The sequence below is a fragment of the Verrucosispora sp. WMMA2121 genome (genome assembly GCF_027460185.1).
GTDB lineage: Bacteria > Actinomycetota > Actinomycetes > Mycobacteriales > Micromonosporaceae > Micromonospora > Micromonospora palythoicola.
In genome coordinates this window covers 2,030,511-2,046,854 of record NZ_JAPZBH010000006.1, presented here as the reverse complement: position 1 = coordinate 2,046,854, position 16,344 = coordinate 2,030,511, and the positions used below count along the sequence as shown (strand labels likewise).

The following is a 16,344-nucleotide window of genomic DNA, read 5'->3' as shown; positions in this document are numbered from 1 at the left end:
CTCGGGTGGCGACCGCGCTCGGGTCGCGACCGCAGGTGGAAGGGGACGGGGCTTTCGATGGACGCCGGACTCAAGCGCGAGCTCGAAGCGAAGGTGTACGCGGGGGAGCGGCTGACCCGTGAGGACGGGATCGCCCTCTACGCCAGCGACGACCTGACCTGGTTGGGGCGGCTGGCCCACCACAGGCGCACCGAGATGAACGGCGACCGGGTGATGTTCAACGTCAACCGGCACCTGAACCTCACGAACGTGTGCAGCGCGAGCTGCGCGTACTGCTCCTTCCAGCGCAAGCCGGGTGAGAAGGACGCGTACACGATGCGCATCGACGAGGCGGTCCGCAAGGCCAAGGAGATGGAGGACGAGCAGCTCACCGAGCTGCACATCGTCAACGGCCTGCACCCGACGCTGCCCTGGCGCTACTACCCGAAGGTGCTGCGCGAGCTGAAGGCCGCGCTGCCGAACATCAAGCTCAAGGCGTTCACCGCGACCGAGGTGCAGTGGTTCGAGAAGATCAGTGGGCTCAGCGCGGACGAGATCCTCGACGAGCTGATGGACGCCGGCCTGGAGTCGCTGACCGGCGGCGGGGCGGAGATCTTCGACTGGGAGGTCCGCCAGCACATCGTCGACCACGCCTGTCACTGGGAGGACTGGTCGCGGATCCACCGGCTGGCGCACAGCAAGGGCATGAAGACGCCGTCGACGATGCTCTACGGCCACATCGAGGAGCCCCGGCACCGGGTCGACCACGTACTGCGGCTGCGCGAGTTGCAGGACGAGACCGGTGGCTTCCTGGTCTTCATCCCGCTGCGCTACCAGCACGACTTCGTCGACTCGGCGGACGGCAAGATCCGTAACCGGATCCAGGCCCGCACCACGATGGCCTCACCGGCCGAGTCGCTGAAGACCTTCGCGGTCTCCCGGCTGCTGTTCGACAACGTCCCGCACGTCAAGTGCTTCTGGGTGATGCACGGCCTGTCGGTGGCCCAGCTCTCGCTCAACTTCGGTGTCGACGACCTGGACGGCTCGGTCGTGGAATACAAGATCACGCACGACGCCGACTCGTACGGGACGCCGAACACCATGCACCGCGACGACCTGCTGCACCTCATCTGGGACGCCGGGTTCCGGCCGGTCGAGCGCAACACCCGCTACGAGGTGGTCCGTGAGTACGATGCCGCCCCCACGCTGGCCGAGCGCCGGGCCGAGCCGCAGCAGGTCTGGGCCTGATCCGACGCGTACCCTGGCACGACGATGACCGAGCAGCAGAGCGCGTTCCCCCGCCGGGATGCCGAGGGGCGGATCCGGACCCTGGGCGACCTGGTGGGGGTGGGGCTTGCCGGGGTGGTCATCGGGCTACTGGTGCTGGTGCTCTTCGACGTGGCCTTCGCCTGGTTCGGTGCCGGTGAGTTCGGCCAGGCCAACGGCTGGCTCGCCGTGATCCTGCCCGCCTGGCTGTTCTGGGAGGACTTCCGGGCCTGGGGTTTCGGTGCCCCCCGGGTGGTGGCCGCGCTGGTGGCCGTGGCGACAGCGGTGGTGTCCGGGCTGCTGGTGGCCGGCCTGGCGACGACGCTGCCGGCGCTGCTGTCCGGCGTGCTCGCGGCGACCACGTTCACCGTGGTCTACGCGACGATCTGGTTTCCCGGCGTGCGCTGGCTGGCCAACCGGACCGGCTGAGACGAAGTGATGAGCGAGCGGAGCGAACGAACGTGAGTGCGGCGGTCAAGTACACGCTGGGCCGGATCGGTCTGTTCGTGGTCGTGGTGGCGGCCCTCTGGCCGGTCGACATGGACATCTTCCTCAAGTTGATCCTGGCGCTGCTGTTCTCCGCCGCCCTCTCGTTCTTCCTGTTGAAGGGCTGGCGTGACGAGATGGCCGAGGAGATGGCCGCCGCCGCCGAGCGTCGCCGCGTGGAGAAGGAGCGGCTGCGGTCCGCGCTGGCCGGCGACGACCAGGCCGACGGCACGACGGGTGATCGGGCCGCCGACGAGAAGGGCTGAGCGCCCTGACAGTCGGCTCCGCGCACCGGTCGGCGGAACCATGTCGCCGGCATGAGGATCAGGCTGGGATGGACCAAACAGCGATCAATGTTGATATGACCATGTGACCGGTGGTGGGCTGTCCGCTACCGAGCGGGGGATCCCCGCGCCTCCAGGAGGTTGTCCATGGCCTTCCGTTCCATCCCCGTCCGCCGTGCCCTGGCGCTCATCGTCGCCGCCGGGCTCGGCCTGCTCACCATCGCCGCGCCACCGGTCTCCGCCGAGCCGGCGCCCAACCGGGACGAACAACCGGCCGCCGTGCCCTACCGGGTGCTCGGCCCGAAGACCCTCGCCGATCGCAACGCGGTCGCCCGTACCGGCGCCGCCATCGACTACTCCGAGCACGGGGTGCTGCACGTCTCGGCCACCCGGGCCGAGGCCGCCGCCATCACCCGGCTCGGGTTCCGGCTGGAGGCGATCGCCGCGCTGCCCACCGACCGGGGGCAGGCCGACGGCGACGTCGGGATCCTCGGCTTCCCGTCGGCCGACTCCAACTACCACGACTATCCGGAGATGATCGCGGCGGTCAACAAGGTGGTGGCCGACCACCCCACGATCGCGCGCAAGATCAGCATCGGCAGCTCGTACGAGGGCCGTGACCTGGTCGCGGTGAAGATCTCCGACAACGTCGCCAGCGACGAGAACGAGCCGGAGATCCTGTTCAACGCCCAGCAGCACGCCCGCGAGCACCTGACCGTCGAGATGGCGCTCTACCTGTTGAACCTCTTCACCGACAACTACGGCTCCGACTCCCGGATCACCAGCCTGGTGAACAACCGGGAGATCTGGGTCGTGCCGTCGGTCAACCCGGACGGCAGCGAGTACGACATCGCCACCGGCTCCTACCGGTCGTGGCGCAAGAACCGCCAACCCAACAGCGGATCGTCGTACGTGGGCACCGACCTGAACCGGAACTGGAGCTACAACTGGGGCTGCTGCGGCGGCTCGTCCGGCTCCACCTCTTCGGACACCTACCGGGGTCCGTCGGCGTTCTCCGCGCCCGAGACGCAGGCGCTGCGCAACTTCGTCAACAGCCGGGTCGTCGGCGGGACGCAGCAGATCAAGGCCAACATCGACTTCCACACCTACTCCGAGCTGGTGCTCTGGCCGTACGGCTACACGTACAACAACACCGCGCCGGGGATGAGCGCCGACCAGTACAACACCTTCGCCACCATCGGCCAGCAGATGGCGGCGACCAACGGCTTCACCCCGCAGCAGTCCAGCGACCTGTACATCACCGACGGCAGCAGCATCGACTGGATGTGGGCGGAGCACGGCATCTGGGCGTACACCTTCGAGCTGTATCCGGGCGGGGCCTCCGGCGGCGGCTTCTACCCGCCCGACGAGGTCATCCCGCAACAGACCTCGCGCAACCGCGAGGCGGTGCTGATCCTCTCCGAGTACGCCGACTGCCCGTACCGGGCGATCGGCAAGCAGGCGCAGTACTGCGGCAGCGGCGGCGGGGGGACCACGGTCTGGTCGGACACCTTCGAGACCGCGACCGGCTGGACGATCAACCCCAACGGCACCGACAGCGCGACCACCGGGCAGTGGGAGCGCGGTGCCGCGCAGGCCACCACCTCCAGCGGAGCCAAGCAGCTCACCCCGTACGCGGGCAGCAACGACCTGGTCACCGGCCGGCTCGCCGGCAGCGGTGCGGGTGACTACGACATCGACGGCGGGGTGACGAGCGCCCGCTCGCCGGCGGTCGCACTGCCGTCCAGCGGCACGTTGACCCTGTCGCTGGCCTGGTACCTGGCACACGGTTCGAACTCGTCGTCGGCGGACTACTTCCGGGTCAGCGTGGTGCACAACGGCGGCACCACGGCGCTGCTCACCCAGGCCGGTGCGGCCAGCAACCGCAACGGTGCCTGGACGGTGTCGAACCTCAACCTCACCCCGTACGCCGGCCAGTCCGTGCGGATCCTGGTCGAGGCCGCGGACACCTCGACCGCCAGCCTCGTCGAGGCGGCTGTGGACAACGTCACCATCACCGCCTCCTGAGAGCGGACGGGGCCCCGCCACCCCCCCTCGCGCGGGGCCCCGTTCCAGGGAGCAAACGGGCAGACCGCCGTTCTCCCGACGGCTCGCGGCCGGGTCTGCGGCAGCGCGACGGCCTGCCCGGCGGGGTGCCGACGCGACGTGCGCTACGGTCTTACCGACCCGTTCCAGCGAAGCCGGTGAGACACCGGCGCTGTCCCGCAACTGTGATGCCCCGTTACCGGGGACGAGCCAGGTCGCCTGGGGCGCGGTCGCGATCCGCGCTCTCGAGGAAGGGCGCCTCGCGGACGGGCGCCCCTGGCTCCCTGTCGGCGAAGCAGCACACTCCTCGACCGACAGGAGGACCGATGTTCAGACGTACGCCCAGGGTCTTCGCCGCCAGCCTGGCGGTGGCCGCGCTCGCGCTCGGCGCCTGCGCCGAGAAGACCACCGACACCCCCGCCGTCAGCGGCAGCCCCAGCGCCGCCGCCTTCCCCGTCACCGTCGGGACGCTGACGCTGGAACAGCGCCCTGAAAAGATCGTCTCGCTGTCGGCGACCGCCACCGAGATGCTCTTCGCGATCGGCGCCGGTCCGCAGGTCACCGCGGTCGACGACCAGTCCAACTTCCCGGCCGACGCGCCGAAGACGGACCTCTCCGGCTACCAGCCGAACGCCGAGGCGGTCGCCGCCAAGGACCCGGACCTGGTGGTGCTCAGCGACGACCGCAACAAGATCGTCGAGCAGCTCACCACGCTCAAGATCCCGGTCTACCAGACTCCCGCCGCGCAGACCCTCGACGACTCGTACCGGCAGCTCACCGAGTTGGGCACGCTCACCGGCAACGGCGACGCGGCGGCCGACGTGGTCCAGCGGATGAAGGACGACATCACCAAGATCGTGGCCGAGGTGCCACAGCGGGCGCAGGCGCCCACCTACTTCCATGAGCTGGGTCCGGAGCTGTACACCGCCACCAGCAAGACCTTCATCGGTTCGATCTACCGTCTGGCCGGGCTGGAGAACATCGCCGACGCCGCCGACGCCGACGGCAAGAACGGTGGCTACCCGCAGCTGTCCCAGGAAGTGATCGTCGACGCCGACCCGGACTTCATCTTCCTCTCCGACGTGAAGTGCTGCCAGCAGAGCGCCGCGACGGTCAAGGCGCGCAGCGGCTGGGGTTCACTCACCGCCGTGCGGCAGGACCAGGTCGTGGAACTCGACGACGACGTCGCCTCCCGCTGGGGGCCGCGCGTGGTGGACCTGCTGCGGACCATCGTGGACGCCACCGCAAAGGCCGCCGAGTGACGCTGGCCGTCGAGCGCTGAACGGATCGTGCACGACGTGCTGAAGCGTGGCCGACTCGGCGCGCCGGTCGGGGCGGTCACCCAGCCCCGGCCGGCGGGCCTGCGGAAGCGTTGGCTCGCGGCCGGGGTGCTCGCGGTACTCGTCGCGCTGGTGGCCGGGGTCTCGCTCGGCCCGGTCAGCCTGCCACCCGGCAGCGTCGCGATCGAACTGCTCAACCTGCTGCCCTGGGTCCGCCTGGACAGCGGGCTGACCGAGCGGGAGATCGCCATCGTCACCGAGCTGCGGCTGCCCCGGGCGGTGCTGGGTCTGCTGGTCGGTGGGTTGCTCGCCCTGGCCGGCGGTGCCTACCAGGGGGTGTTCCGCAACCCGCTGGCCGACCCGTACCTGCTCGGTGTCGCGGCCGGGGCCGGGCTCGCGGTCACCGTGGTGCTGACCCTGGGGGTGGGCGCGGGCGGAGCGCTGAGCGGCCTGCCGGCCACCATCCCGCTGGCCGCCTTCGTCGGCTCCCTCGGCGCGGTGGCGATGACCTACCTGCTCGGCTCCGCCGGTGGGCGCAGCCGCTCCCCGGCGACCCTGATCCTGGCCGGGGTGGCCGTCTCCGCGTTCCTCAGCGCCGGTCAGACGTACCTGCTGCAACGACACGCGGAGAGCATCCAGCAGGTGTATTCCTGGCTGCTCGGCCGGCTGGCCACCGCCGGCTGGCAGGACGTCCGGCTGGTGCTGCCGTACTTCCTGCTGACCAGCCTGGTCATCCTGCTGTACCGGCGGGAGCTGGACGTGCTGTCGGTCGGCGACGACGAGGCGGCCAGCCTCGGCCTGCACCCGCAGCGGTCCCGGTACCTGCTGATCGCCGCCGCCTCGCTGGGCACCGCCGCCGCCGTCTCCGCCTCCGGCCTGATCGGCTTCGTCGGCATCATCGTGCCGCACACCGTACGGATGCTGGCCGGGGCGAGCTACCGGGTGATCCTGCCGCTGTCGCTGCTGTTCGGTGGTGCCTTCCTGGCGCTGACCGACGTGGTGGCACGGACCGCCGCCGCACCGCAGGAGATCCCGATCGGGGTGGTCACCGCGCTGCTGGGCGGCCCGTTCTTCGTGGTGGTGCTGCGCTCGGCGCGGCGGGTGCTGACATGACCGGCTCGTCGGCCGCGCCCGCCGTCGACCTGCGGGACCTGCGGATCAGCCTGGACGGCACGGCGATCCTCGCGGGCGTCGACCTGACCGTCGCCGCCGGCGAGTGGGTCACGGTGATCGGTCCCAACGGCGCGGGCAAGTCGACACTGCTGCGTGCCGTCGGCGGCCTGCTCCCCGCGCCGGACGCCGTCCGGCTCTTCGGTACGCCGCTCGGCGGGCTGCGTCGCCGGGACCGGGCCCGGGTGGTGGCCACGGTCGCCCAGTCGCCGGTCGTACCGCCCGGCATGGCGGTGCTGGACTACGTGCTGCTCGGCCGTACCCCGTACATCCCGCCGCTGGGTCGGGAGTCCGCCGCCGACCTGGCCGTGGTGCACGAGGTGCTCGACCGGCTGGACCTCGCCGGCTTCCACGCCCGGGAACTGGCCACCCTCTCCGGCGGCGAGCGGCAGCGGGTCTTCCTGGCCCGGGCGCTGGCCCAGGGCGCCACTCTGCTGCTGCTCGACGAGCCCACCAGCGCTCTCGACATCGGCCACCAGCAGGAGGTGCTCGAACTTGTCGACCAGCTCCGTCGTACGCACGGGCTGACGGTGCTGGCCACCATGCACGACCTGTCCATCGCCGGCGAGTACGCCGACCGCATGGTGCTGCTCGCCGCCGGTCGGGTGGTCGCGGTCGGCACCCCCCGGGAGGTGCTCACCGACCGGTTGCTCGCCGAGCACTACCGGGCCAGCGTCCGCGTCGTCGACGGTGAGCACGGCCCGCTCGTGGTGCCGGTACGCCCCAGGCGACAGTAGTCCGGCCGCCGGGCGGGTCAGGCGGGGGCGGGCGCCGGGCCGAGGATGGAGAAGAACGCCCCCTGCGGATCGGTCAGCACCGCGAACCGGCCCCGGGGCAGATCGGTCGGCGGGACGGACACGCTGCCGCCGAGCCGCTGCGCCTCGTCGGCCACCGCGTCGGTGTCGGTCACCGCGAAGTAGACCATCCAGTGTGACGGCAGGTCGCCCCACTCCTCGCCGACCATCGGCATCATCCCGGCCACCTGCTGGCCGTCGCGCTGCCAGGTGGTGTAGGTGATCGCATCCATCGGCTGGTCGTCGGCCGTCCAGCCGAAGACCGCACCGTAGAACTCCTTGGCCCGGTCGGGCTCCCGGGTGGTCAGCTCGGCCCAGGTCAGCGCGCCCGGCACGTCGAAGACCTCCGCGCCGGGAAGGCCCAGCGACTGCCACACCCCGAACGACGCGCCGGCCGGATCGGTGAGCACCGCCGAGCGACGGGAGCCGGACACCTCGACGGGGCTCGAGCGGAGCCGCCCACCGGTGGCCGTCGCGAGTTCGCAGGCCGTGTCGACATTCTCGGTGGCCAGGTAGGGCGTCCAGGCCGGCTGCCCGTCGTCGGTCGGGCCAGCGCCAGCCACCGGTCTGCCCTGCTGGTGGAAGACGAGACGGCCGGTCGGCGGTTCGCCGGTCGCCTCGGCGACCGCCCAGCCGAACAGCGGCGCGTAGAAGCCGGCCGCCGCGGCGGGATCGCTGGTGAACAGGTCGACCCAGGCCGGCCTTCCCGGTGGAATGCTGGTCATGCGCGTACGCTCCGGTTCCGTCGATGTGGGGGCGGTCCGAGGGTCGCATCCAGGTCCGACACCCCGCTGGCGGTTCAGCGGGTTGCGGCGAGGGCGATGACGTGGAACAGGGCACCGTGGGGGTCGCGGAGCGCGGCGAAGCGGCCGGCCGGGATGTCGCGGGGCGGCACCAGGATCGTGCCACCGAGTTCGGCGGCGCGCGCCGCGCTGGCGTCCGCGTCGGCCACCGCGAAGTACACCGACCAGTACGCCGGTCCGTCCGCGGGGAACTCGTCGCCCAGCGGCGGCATCATCCCCGCCACCAGGCGGTCGCCGAGCCGCCAACCGGTGTAGGCGACCTGACCCATCGGCTCCTCCTCCGGCTGCCAGCCGAAGACCAACTCGTAGAAGATCCGTGCCCCGTCCGGATCGGGGGTGACCAGTTCGGTCCAGCTCATCGCGCCGGGCACGTCGAACACCTCGGCCCCGGCGAAGGTCATCGGCTGCCAGACACTGAACGCGGCCCCGGTGGGATCGGTGAAGACCGCCATCCGACCCCGGTCGAAGACCTCGAACGGCGGCACCACCACCTGTCCACCGGCCCGCTGCACCCGGCCGGCGACCAGATCCGCGTCGTCGGTGGCCACGTACGTCGACCAGATCGGCACCTGGTCCGGTACGGCCGGTGGGCCCGCCCCGGCCACCGCCCGCCCGTCCAGCAGGAAGACCGTGTACCCGCCCGCCTCCGGCTCGGGGTCGACCCGGCCGGTCCAGCCGAACAGTTCCGGGTAGAACCGCCGGGCCGCGTCGAGTCCCGGCGTCGCCAGGTCGGCCCAACAGGGCGTACCCGGCGCGACGCTGACCACGGCCACCCCTTCCGGCCCGCGGCGACCACCGACCGGTCGCCCTTCTCGGCATGGTGGCACCGGTGCGCCGCGGTTCGGGGTGGAAACCGGGGGAACGTCAACTGAACCGGCGACCCGGTCCCGCCCGGTCGGGAGTCAGCCGAGCGGGGCGGGTAGCGGCGCGGCGTGCAGCACGGACAGCCGGGACACCGCCCGGGTGAGCACCACGTACAGCCGGTTCAGGCCGCGTGGCTCGGCGGTCGCGATGGCGGCCGGTTCGACCGCGATGACGTGGTCGTACTCCAGGCCCTTGACCAGGGTGGCGGGCATCACCGTGACGCGCGCGCCGGTAGCCGGTTCGTCGGGGGTCGCGATTTGCACCCCCGCCTCGGCCAGCGCCGCCCGCAGCCCGTCCACGGCGTCGTCGGCGGCGATCACCGCGATCGACCCCTCGAACGCGAGCGCCGCCCGCACCTCGGCCACCGTCGCGGCCGCGAGATCGCTGACGGTACGCACCTCGAGCGCGCCGTCGTTGCGCAGCGACTCGGCCGGCGGCACGTCGACGGCCAGCGCCGGTAGCAGCCGGTTGGCGAAGGAGAGCACGGCGGCGGGCACCCGGAACCCGATGGTCAACGGCACCACCGTCGCGTCCGGCTTACCCAGGTGGCGCAGGCTCTCCCGCCAGTCGCTGGCCGCCCACGGCGCGGTCGCCTGCGCCAGATCGCCGAGGAGCGTGAGCGAGCCGTGCTCGCTGCGCCGGGCGATGACCCGGCACTGCATCGGGGAGAGGTCCTGGGCCTCGTCCACCACGACATGGCCGTAGCCGCCCGGCCGTTCCAGCAGTCCGGCCGCCTCGTCGATCAGCACCGCGTCGGCGGCCGTCCAGCGGGTCGCCTTCGCCGTCCGTCCCCGCCCGGTGCCGGTGGCGCGCCCGGTCCCGGGTGCCGGGTGGGTGAGCAGGCGTTGCTCGTCTGGCGTGAGCAGACCGTCAGCGGCCTGGGCGAGCCGGTCCGGGTCGGTGTACAGCGCGTGCAGCAGGCCGTCCGGGGTGAGCGCCGGCCAGACGGCGTCCAGGAATCCGGTGACCGGCTTCGAGCGGCTCATCCGGCGCAGCCACGCGTCGCCGGGTGATTCCGCCCGCCGGGCCTCGGCCTGCCGTTGCAGCAGTCCGACCACCCGGGCCCGGACCCGGTCCCGCCCGACGGCGTACGGCAGTCGCTCCGCGCGGGTGTCCTGGACCAGCCGGTGCAGCGGCTCCAGCCCGATCCGCCAGCGGAACGAGCCGTCGGAGACGAGCACCGGCTCCGCCGGCTCGCCGACGTACGCGTCGACGGCCCGGCGCAGCACCTCGGCCATCCGGGCGTCGTGCTTGAGCGTGGCCACCACCGGCGGGTCCGCCGCGCGGACCGGCACCCGGGTGACCAGGTCCTCCACGGTGGCCTGCTCCACCTCGACCTCACCGAGCGCGGGCAGTACCGCCGCGATGTAGCCGAGGAAGGCCCGGTTCGGCCCCACGACCAGCACCTTCGACCGGCGCAGCCGCTCCCGGTGCAGGTAGAGCAGGTACGCCGCCCGGTGCAGGCCGACGGCGGTCTTGCCGGTGCCCGGGGCGCCCTGCACGCAGATCGAGTCGGCCAGGTCGGCCCGGACGAGTTCGTCCTGCTCGGGTTGGATGGTGGCGACGATGTCGCGCATCGGCCCGACCCGGGGACGTTCGATCTCGGCGGTGAGGATCCGGCTGGCCGTGCCGAGTTCCTCGCCCCGGTCGAGGTGCTCGTCCTCGAAGCTGGTCAGCTTCCCGTCGCCGAACCCGAACCGGCGGCGTACCGCCAGGCCCTGCGGATCGCGGGCACTGGCCCGGTAGAACGTGCGGGAAATCGGTGCCCGCCAGTCCAGCACCAGCGGTTCACCCTGCTCGTCGGTGACGTGCCGGCGGCCGACGTGGTAGCGGCGGCCGGCGTGTTCGGCATTTGCGTCGCCGAAGTCGAGTCGGCCGAAGAAGAGCGGGGTGCGCGGGTCGTCGGCCAGTTCGGCGACCCGCCGGGCCAGGTGCCGGCCGAGCTGTTCGGCGGTGTACGCGTCTCCGGCCACCTTGTCGCCGGTGGCGAAGAGTGCCTCGGCGCGTTCCCGCATCCGGTGCAGCGCCGCCCGCGAGCGGGTCAGATGCGCCCGTTCGGCGGCCAGTTCGTCGTCGAGCGCGGGCGGTTGGGGCGTTTCTTGGGCGTGCAGGCTCATCCACGGGCTCCTCGACACGGGAAGAAGGCTGCCGCTCGCGTTTCCGACTCGTGGGTCGGCGCGGGACGTCCGCTGCGGTGCTACTCACCGCGGCCGTCAGGCGGAACGAACAGCCTACTCCCGGGAATGCCGTGGACAACCGGTTTTCCCTCCGACCGGGGATCATGGGGACATGACGCAGGCGCACTCCGAGCCGCCCCGGGTGACGATCAGCGACCCGCAGACGCTGCGGGCGCTCGCCCACCCGGCCCGGCTTGCGATCATGGAACACCTGGCGACGACCGAGGGCGCGGTGACCGCCACCGAGTGCGCCGACGTGGTGGGCCTGTCGCCGAGCGCGACCAGCTACCACCTGCGGGCACTGGCCAAGTTCGGCCTGGTGGAGCAGGCACCGAGCCGGGGGGATGCCCGGGAGCGGCTGTGGCGTGCCGCTATCCAGTCGTGGACGATCGACGCCGGCCGGGACGCCGACCCCTCGGTACGCGACGCCGAGCAGACCCTGGTCGAGGTCTTTCTGGCCCGGGAACTGGAGCGCAGCCGGGACTGGCTGCGCCGGGCTCGGGACGAGTCCGAGGAGTGGTATCGCAGCGCGATTCTCAGCGAGTCGTTGCTACTGCTCACCGCCGAGGAGTTGGCGGAATTGAACGAGGCCGTGACGGCCCTGCTCCAGCCGTACCGCAAACGCACCCGGACCGATCCGCCGCCGGGTGCGCGTCGGGTGGCTGTCCAGTACCGGGCGCTGCCGCTGGCCTGAACGCGCTTGCGCCCACCAGATGTGAAGCATTATTTTCGAAGCGTGTCCTTCATATCTGGCGAATCGCGGTGGGCGGACGTCGCCCTGGCCACCTCCGCCCGTGGCTTCGCCACCTGCGGGCAGTTCCTCACGGCCACGACCCTGACGCTGAGCCTGCAGACCTCCGGGGCGGGCGGCAGTGCCGTCGCCGGCATGCTGTTGGCGGCGACCCTGCCGCTCGTGGCGCTCGCCCCGCTGACCGGGCGGCTCGCCGATCGGGTGGACAGCCGGGCGCTGCTGGTCGGTGCCGGGCTGGCCCAGTCGGCGATCTGCCTCGCGCTGGCGTACACCGGGCACCCGTTGCTGGTCGTGGGTCTGGTCGCGCTGCTCGCCTGCGGTCTCGCCGTCGCCCAACCGGTGCTCGCCGCCCTGGTGCCCGCGATGGTGCGCGCCACGGACCTGCCCAGGGCGACAGCCCTCAACCAGACCGCCGGCATGCTCGGCGTCCTGACCGGGCCGGCCCTGGCCGGGTTCCTGGTGGGCGGTTTCGGCACCCAGGTACCACTGCTGATCGCCGCGGTCGGCTACCTGGCGCTCGTCGTCGCCGGCCTGCTCGTCCGGAGCCGCAGAGGCGGCGCGCGGCGCGTGACAGCGACCGGCGATGGCCCCTCGGTGGGCGTGGATGCCACGGACGCGGAGCTGGCCGGTGGCTGGCGGCTGCGGCGGGACCCGCTGCTGGTGGCGATGGTGGCCACCCTGGCCGGCGTCATAGCGGCCATCGGCGCGATAAACGTCATCGAGGTCTTCTACGTACGCGAGACCCTTGGGCTTCGGCCTCCACCTATGGGCTGGTGACGGGCGCCTGGACGCTCGGGGTGCTCTGCGGTGCGTGGATCTTCGCCCGGGTTGCCGGCCGGCTCGCCGACGACGGCGCCCTGGTCCAGGGCGGCCTGTTGCTGCTCGGCGGCTGCTGCCTGGCGGTGCTGCTCTCGGTGGCGGTCCCCACCGCTGCGCTGCTGGTGCCGCTCTGGCTGCTCGGCGGCCTCTGCAACGGCGGCGACAACGTCTTCCACAACCTGGTGGTGGCGCGGCGGGTACCCGAGGCGGCGCGCGGGCGGGCCTTCGCCGCCGTGGGTGCCTCGGTGCAGGGCGCGGCGATGGTCGGGTACCTGCTCGGTGGCCTGCTGCTGGAGCTGACCGAACCGCGCCCGCTGATCGTCGGCTGCGGGGTGGCTGGACTGCTGGTGCTGCTCGGCTTCGTGGTGCCCGTCCGCCGCGCGGTCCGGGCTGAGCGCTACCGCGTCCGGCAGGTCCCGACACCGGCGGATGCGGGGTTGGCCACTTCCGTGACGTCCGCCTGAGCAGGTCACCGGCGGCGGGGATACGGTCGGGGCATGGTCGAGCGCCTTGCCCGCCCCCGCGTCGGGCACATCCAGTTCCTCAACTGCCTGCCCATCTACTGGGGGCTGATGCGCTCCGGCGCCCTGCTCGACGTCGACCTGCGCAAGGACTCGCCGGACCGGCTCAGCGCCCAACTCGTCGCCGGTGACCTGGACATCGGGCCGATCACCTTGGTCGAGTACCTGCGGCACGCCGACGAGCTGCTGCTCCTGCCCGACCTGGCGGTGGGCAGCGACGGACCGGTGCTGTCGGTCAACCTGGTGAGCACCCGGCCACTGGCGGACCTCGACCGCGCCCGGGTGGCGCTGGGCTCCACCTCGCGGACCGGCGTGCTGCTCGCCCAGTTGCTGCTGCGCGAGCGGTACGGGGTTTGTCCGGAGTACTTCCGGTGCCCGCCGGACCTGACCCAGATGCTGTTGGAGGCCGACGCCGCGGTGCTGATCGGTGACGTGGCGCTGCGGGCGATGTACGAGGCACCCCGACAGGGGCTGACCGTGACCGACCTGGGCCAGGCGTGGCGGGAGTGGACCGGACTGCCGATGGTCTTCGCCGTCTGGGCGGTCCGCCGTGACTTCGCCGCCGCCCATCCCGGCCTGGTCAAGGAGGTGCACGAGGCGTTCCTCCGCTCGCGTGACCTGTGCCTGGCCGAGTTGGACCAGGTTGCCGAGTCGGCGGCCCGATGGGAGCCGTTCGACGCCAGCACGCTCGCCGACTACTTCCGTACCCTGGACTTCTCCCTCGGCGAGCGCCAGATCGCCGGCATCCGCGAGTTCGCCCGCCTCACCGCCGCCCACGGCGAGACCCCGCCCCTGCCCCCCACCGGCCCCACCTTCTTCACCCGCTGACCGGCGGGTGCGACGGGCTCACGGGCTGGTGGTGAGGAGGGCTTCGGTGATCTTCTCGCAGTTCTTCATGCCGTACTCGTAGCCCTTGTTGATCGGGTACTGGAGCATCACGCCCATGGTCCAGGTGTCGCCGATCGCCAGGCAGTTGACGTGGATCTCCTGCTCGCGGGTGCGGTCGACCCAGCCGTTCTTGATGGCGATCTTCTTCGCCTCGGCGGCCGGGAACGCCTTGCGGATGCCGAAGTCGCCGGCACCGCGTACCTGGCGCATCTCGCCGAGCAGCCACTTCGTCCACTTCGGGCCGGCGGCGGTGCCGGTGGCGATGCAGTTGCCGAGGCGGGCGGTGTCCCGGGGGGAGAGTTCGGTACGGCTCCAGCCGAGATCGCTGGACACCTTGCTGTCGGTCAGGTCGCAGGTGGACAGCAGCCGCTTGATCGAGGCGGACCTGCCGATCTGGGTGTAGAGCTGCTCGGTGCGGGTGTTGTCGCTGTCCCGGATGATCCGGGTCAGGTCGTCCAGCTTCCCGTCGCTCGGGGTCTGCCCGGCGTCAGCGGTACGGCGCAGGTAGTCGGCGACGATCCAGGCCTTGATCAGCGAGGCGGTGGTGCTGGTCTCGGCCATGTTCTCCGAGCCGATGATCTCGCCGGACCGGCGGTCCAGCACGCTCCACGCGTACCAGCCGTCGATGTCCAGGTCGATCTCCTTGGCCTCGAACGGCAGCGGCTCGGGCTCCGGTGAAGGGCTTGGCGACGGCGACGGTCGTACGCTGCGGTCGGTCAGGGCACCGTCCCGGGCCGCCGGTGACTCGCCCTGGCCCCACTGAGCGGCGGCCGTGGACTCGAAGGGCGATCCGGGTAGCAGGCGCAGCGAGACCAGGACCAGCCCGATCAGCACTGCCGCGATCGCGATCAGCCGGAGCGGCGATGTCTCGCCGCGGCTGCGGCCGGCCATCAGAGCTTCCCGATCGGCTGCTGCGGCACCTTCAGGGCACCGCCGGGCTGCGGCGTCACCAACTGGCTCGCGACGCTGGCACAGACGTCCGCCCCGTAGTCGAGCCCGCTCTGCCGGGGGTAGCGCAGCATCACCGCGAGGCTCCACTTCTCGGTCACGGCCAGGCAGTTGACGTGCCAGTTGCCGTCGTAGTTGAGGATGGTCCAGCCGTTCTTGATGCTGACCGGGCCCTGACTGGCGATCGACTCCGGCAGGCCGTCGACGATGCCCCACCGGCCGCCGCCCTCCCGGGGCTTCTGGTCCTTGGCGGCGGTGCTGCCGCGAACCTTGCTCATCTCGGTGAGCAGCCACTTCGTCCACTTGGGTCCGGCGGCGGTGCCGTCGGCGATGCAGTCGCCGAGCCGTACCGCGTCGCGCGGGGACATCTCGGTGAAGCTCCACCAGCCCTCGTAGCCCTTGACCTTGCCGGGCTTGGTGTCGGTCAGGCCGCACAGCTTGATCGCCCGCTTGACCACCGCGCCGGGCTGCCCCTTGGCCGGCAGGCGGTAGGAGCCGCCCGCAGCGAAGTAGATCCGGTTGGCCGCGTCGTCGTTGCTGTCCCGGATGGCCTGGCTGGCCGCCTTCTTCATCGACGCGGGCGGCTCCTTGTCGCCGAGTTGCCGCAGGTAGTCGGCGACGATCCAGGCCTTGAGCATCGACTCGGTCGAGCTGGTCGCGGCCATGTTCTTCGAACCGGCGAGCTGGTCGGTCTCCCGGTCCAGCAGCGCCCAGGAGAAGAACTCGCCCTTGAAGTTCACCGAGACCTTGCCGGCGGCAAGGGTCGGCGGCGGCGGTGGCGCGGGTGCGGGCGCGGCGACGCTCTCCGGGCTGGCCTCCGCCTCGCCGGCCGAGAGTCGGGCGTAGGCGGCCGGCACCAGCATGACGCCGCCGAGCAGTACCGCCGTCGCGGCGAACACCATGGTCACGCGAGGTCGCATGAGCGGGTGAGCTCCAGATGTCAGGGCCGGGGGGACCGGCTTGCTGCCAGGACTGACCGGTGCGGATCACCTGGGCCGGGGGAAGCGGCCTGAGCTGGCGATCGTCGTCAGCCGATCGGTGTGACGGGGGAAGTCTACGTGCGGATCGGCGTTATGCCAGGACTCGACACCTGGCGACTCGCCGTGAAGGCGGGATAACGAACCGCTATGCGGTCGTTGCGAGGATTTGTCGCTGATTCGTGACCCAACTCATAGTTTCCCGCGCCACCGATGGCGACCGGGAGGTAACGGTGGGCAGTCCTGAATTTGTATGACACCCCCTGGCTTATTCAACCCCTAGCTGTAACA

16 protein-coding genes and 1 riboswitch are annotated in these 16,344 nt (G+C 71.6%); of the genes, 11 read left to right on the top strand and 5 right to left on the bottom strand.

Annotation, left to right across the window (positions count from 1 at the left end; translation table 11 throughout):
- The first annotated feature begins 57 nt into the window (after positions 1 to 57).
- From mqnE to O7605_RS18190, 7 genes are all read left to right on the top strand, one after another.
- The gene (mqnE, locus tag O7605_RS18220; protein ID WP_269740287.1) at positions 58 to 1,227 is read left to right on the top strand and encodes an aminofutalosine synthase MqnE; all 1,170 of its coding nucleotides are present in this window, start codon (positions 58 to 60) and stop codon (positions 1,225 to 1,227) included.
- Between the two features lie 24 nt (positions 1,228 to 1,251).
- Positions 1,252 to 1,674 (top strand): hypothetical protein, encoded by a 423-nt coding sequence (locus O7605_RS18215; protein WP_269740286.1) that lies wholly within the window; start codon positions 1,252 to 1,254, stop codon positions 1,672 to 1,674.
- A 32-nt stretch (positions 1,675 to 1,706) separates the two neighbouring features.
- Positions 1,707 to 1,997, top strand: a complete 291-nt coding sequence (locus O7605_RS18210) for a DUF4229 domain-containing protein (RefSeq protein ID WP_164446530.1) — start codon at positions 1,707 to 1,709, stop codon at positions 1,995 to 1,997.
- Positions 1,998 to 2,162: 165 nt separating this feature from the next.
- Complete coding sequence (locus O7605_RS18205; protein WP_269740285.1) at positions 2,163 to 4,043, top strand: M14 family zinc carboxypeptidase; 1,881 nt, start codon at positions 2,163 to 2,165, stop codon at positions 4,041 to 4,043.
- Between the two features lie 172 nt (positions 4,044 to 4,215).
- A riboswitch (cobalamin riboswitch) is annotated at positions 4,216 to 4,276 on the top strand.
- Positions 4,277 to 4,387: 111 nt separating this feature from the next.
- The gene (locus O7605_RS18200) at positions 4,388 to 5,323 is read left to right on the top strand and encodes an ABC transporter substrate-binding protein (protein WP_269740284.1); all 936 of its coding nucleotides are present in this window, start codon (positions 4,388 to 4,390) and stop codon (positions 5,321 to 5,323) included.
- A gap of 39 nt (positions 5,324 to 5,362) precedes the next feature.
- Positions 5,363 to 6,454 carry a FecCD family ABC transporter permease gene (locus tag O7605_RS18195; protein ID WP_269742675.1) on the top strand — a complete coding sequence of 364 codons (1,092 nt, stop codon included), beginning with the start codon at positions 5,363 to 5,365 and terminating at the stop codon, positions 6,452 to 6,454.
- The gene (locus O7605_RS18190) at positions 6,451 to 7,248 is read left to right on the top strand and encodes an ABC transporter ATP-binding protein (RefSeq protein ID WP_269740283.1); all 798 of its coding nucleotides are present in this window, start codon (positions 6,451 to 6,453) and stop codon (positions 7,246 to 7,248) included. The genes O7605_RS18195 and O7605_RS18190 overlap by 4 nt, the downstream gene beginning before the upstream one ends.
- Positions 7,249 to 7,265: 17 nt before the next feature.
- Here the strand turns inward: O7605_RS18190 and O7605_RS18185 are convergent, their stop codons facing one another.
- The 3 genes from O7605_RS18185 to O7605_RS18175 all read right to left on the bottom strand — a co-directional run bounded on the left by O7605_RS18185 (position 7,266) and on the right by O7605_RS18175 (position 11,089).
- A complete protein-coding gene (locus O7605_RS18185) occupies positions 7,266 to 8,030 on the bottom strand; it encodes a VOC family protein (protein WP_269740282.1) in 765 nt (254 codons plus the stop codon).
- 74 nt (positions 8,031 to 8,104) lie between these two features.
- Positions 8,105 to 8,875, bottom strand: a complete 771-nt coding sequence (locus O7605_RS18180) for a VOC family protein (protein ID WP_269740281.1) — start codon at positions 8,873 to 8,875, stop codon at positions 8,105 to 8,107.
- A gap of 135 nt (positions 8,876 to 9,010) precedes the next feature.
- Positions 9,011 to 11,089, bottom strand: coding sequence for a HelD family protein (locus O7605_RS18175; RefSeq protein WP_269740280.1), 2,079 nt, complete (start codon positions 11,087 to 11,089; stop codon positions 9,011 to 9,013).
- A gap of 172 nt (positions 11,090 to 11,261) precedes the next feature.
- Between O7605_RS18175 and O7605_RS18170 the strand changes: the two genes are divergently transcribed.
- Genes O7605_RS18170 through O7605_RS18155 form a run of 4 tightly spaced genes read left to right on the top strand, consistent with a single transcriptional unit; the run spans position 11,262 to position 14,068 of the window.
- The gene (locus O7605_RS18170) at positions 11,262 to 11,843 is read left to right on the top strand and encodes an ArsR/SmtB family transcription factor (RefSeq protein ID WP_269740279.1); all 582 of its coding nucleotides are present in this window, start codon (positions 11,262 to 11,264) and stop codon (positions 11,841 to 11,843) included.
- Between the two features lie 42 nt (positions 11,844 to 11,885).
- Positions 11,886 to 12,677, top strand: a complete 792-nt coding sequence (locus O7605_RS18165; RefSeq protein WP_269740278.1) for an MFS transporter — start codon at positions 11,886 to 11,888, stop codon at positions 12,675 to 12,677.
- A complete protein-coding gene (locus O7605_RS18160) occupies positions 12,674 to 13,183 on the top strand; it encodes an MFS transporter (protein WP_269740277.1) in 510 nt (169 codons plus the stop codon). The genes O7605_RS18165 and O7605_RS18160 overlap by 4 nt, the downstream gene beginning before the upstream one ends.
- A gap of 33 nt (positions 13,184 to 13,216) precedes the next feature.
- Positions 13,217 to 14,068, top strand: coding sequence for a menaquinone biosynthetic enzyme MqnA/MqnD family protein (locus tag O7605_RS18155; RefSeq protein WP_269740276.1), 852 nt, complete (start codon positions 13,217 to 13,219; stop codon positions 14,066 to 14,068).
- A gap of 18 nt (positions 14,069 to 14,086) precedes the next feature.
- On the opposite strand, the gene O7605_RS18150 is transcribed toward O7605_RS18155, so the two are convergent.
- Positions 14,087 to 15,019: a serine hydrolase gene (locus tag O7605_RS18150; protein WP_269740275.1), complete on the bottom strand. Its 933-nt coding sequence runs from the start codon at positions 15,017 to 15,019 to the stop codon at positions 14,087 to 14,089.
- Positions 15,019 to 15,996, bottom strand: a complete 978-nt coding sequence (locus O7605_RS18145; protein WP_269740274.1) for a hypothetical protein — start codon at positions 15,994 to 15,996, stop codon at positions 15,019 to 15,021. Before O7605_RS18145 ends, O7605_RS18150 begins: the two co-directional genes overlap by 1 nt.
- Between the last annotated feature and the right edge of the window lie 348 nt (positions 15,997 to 16,344).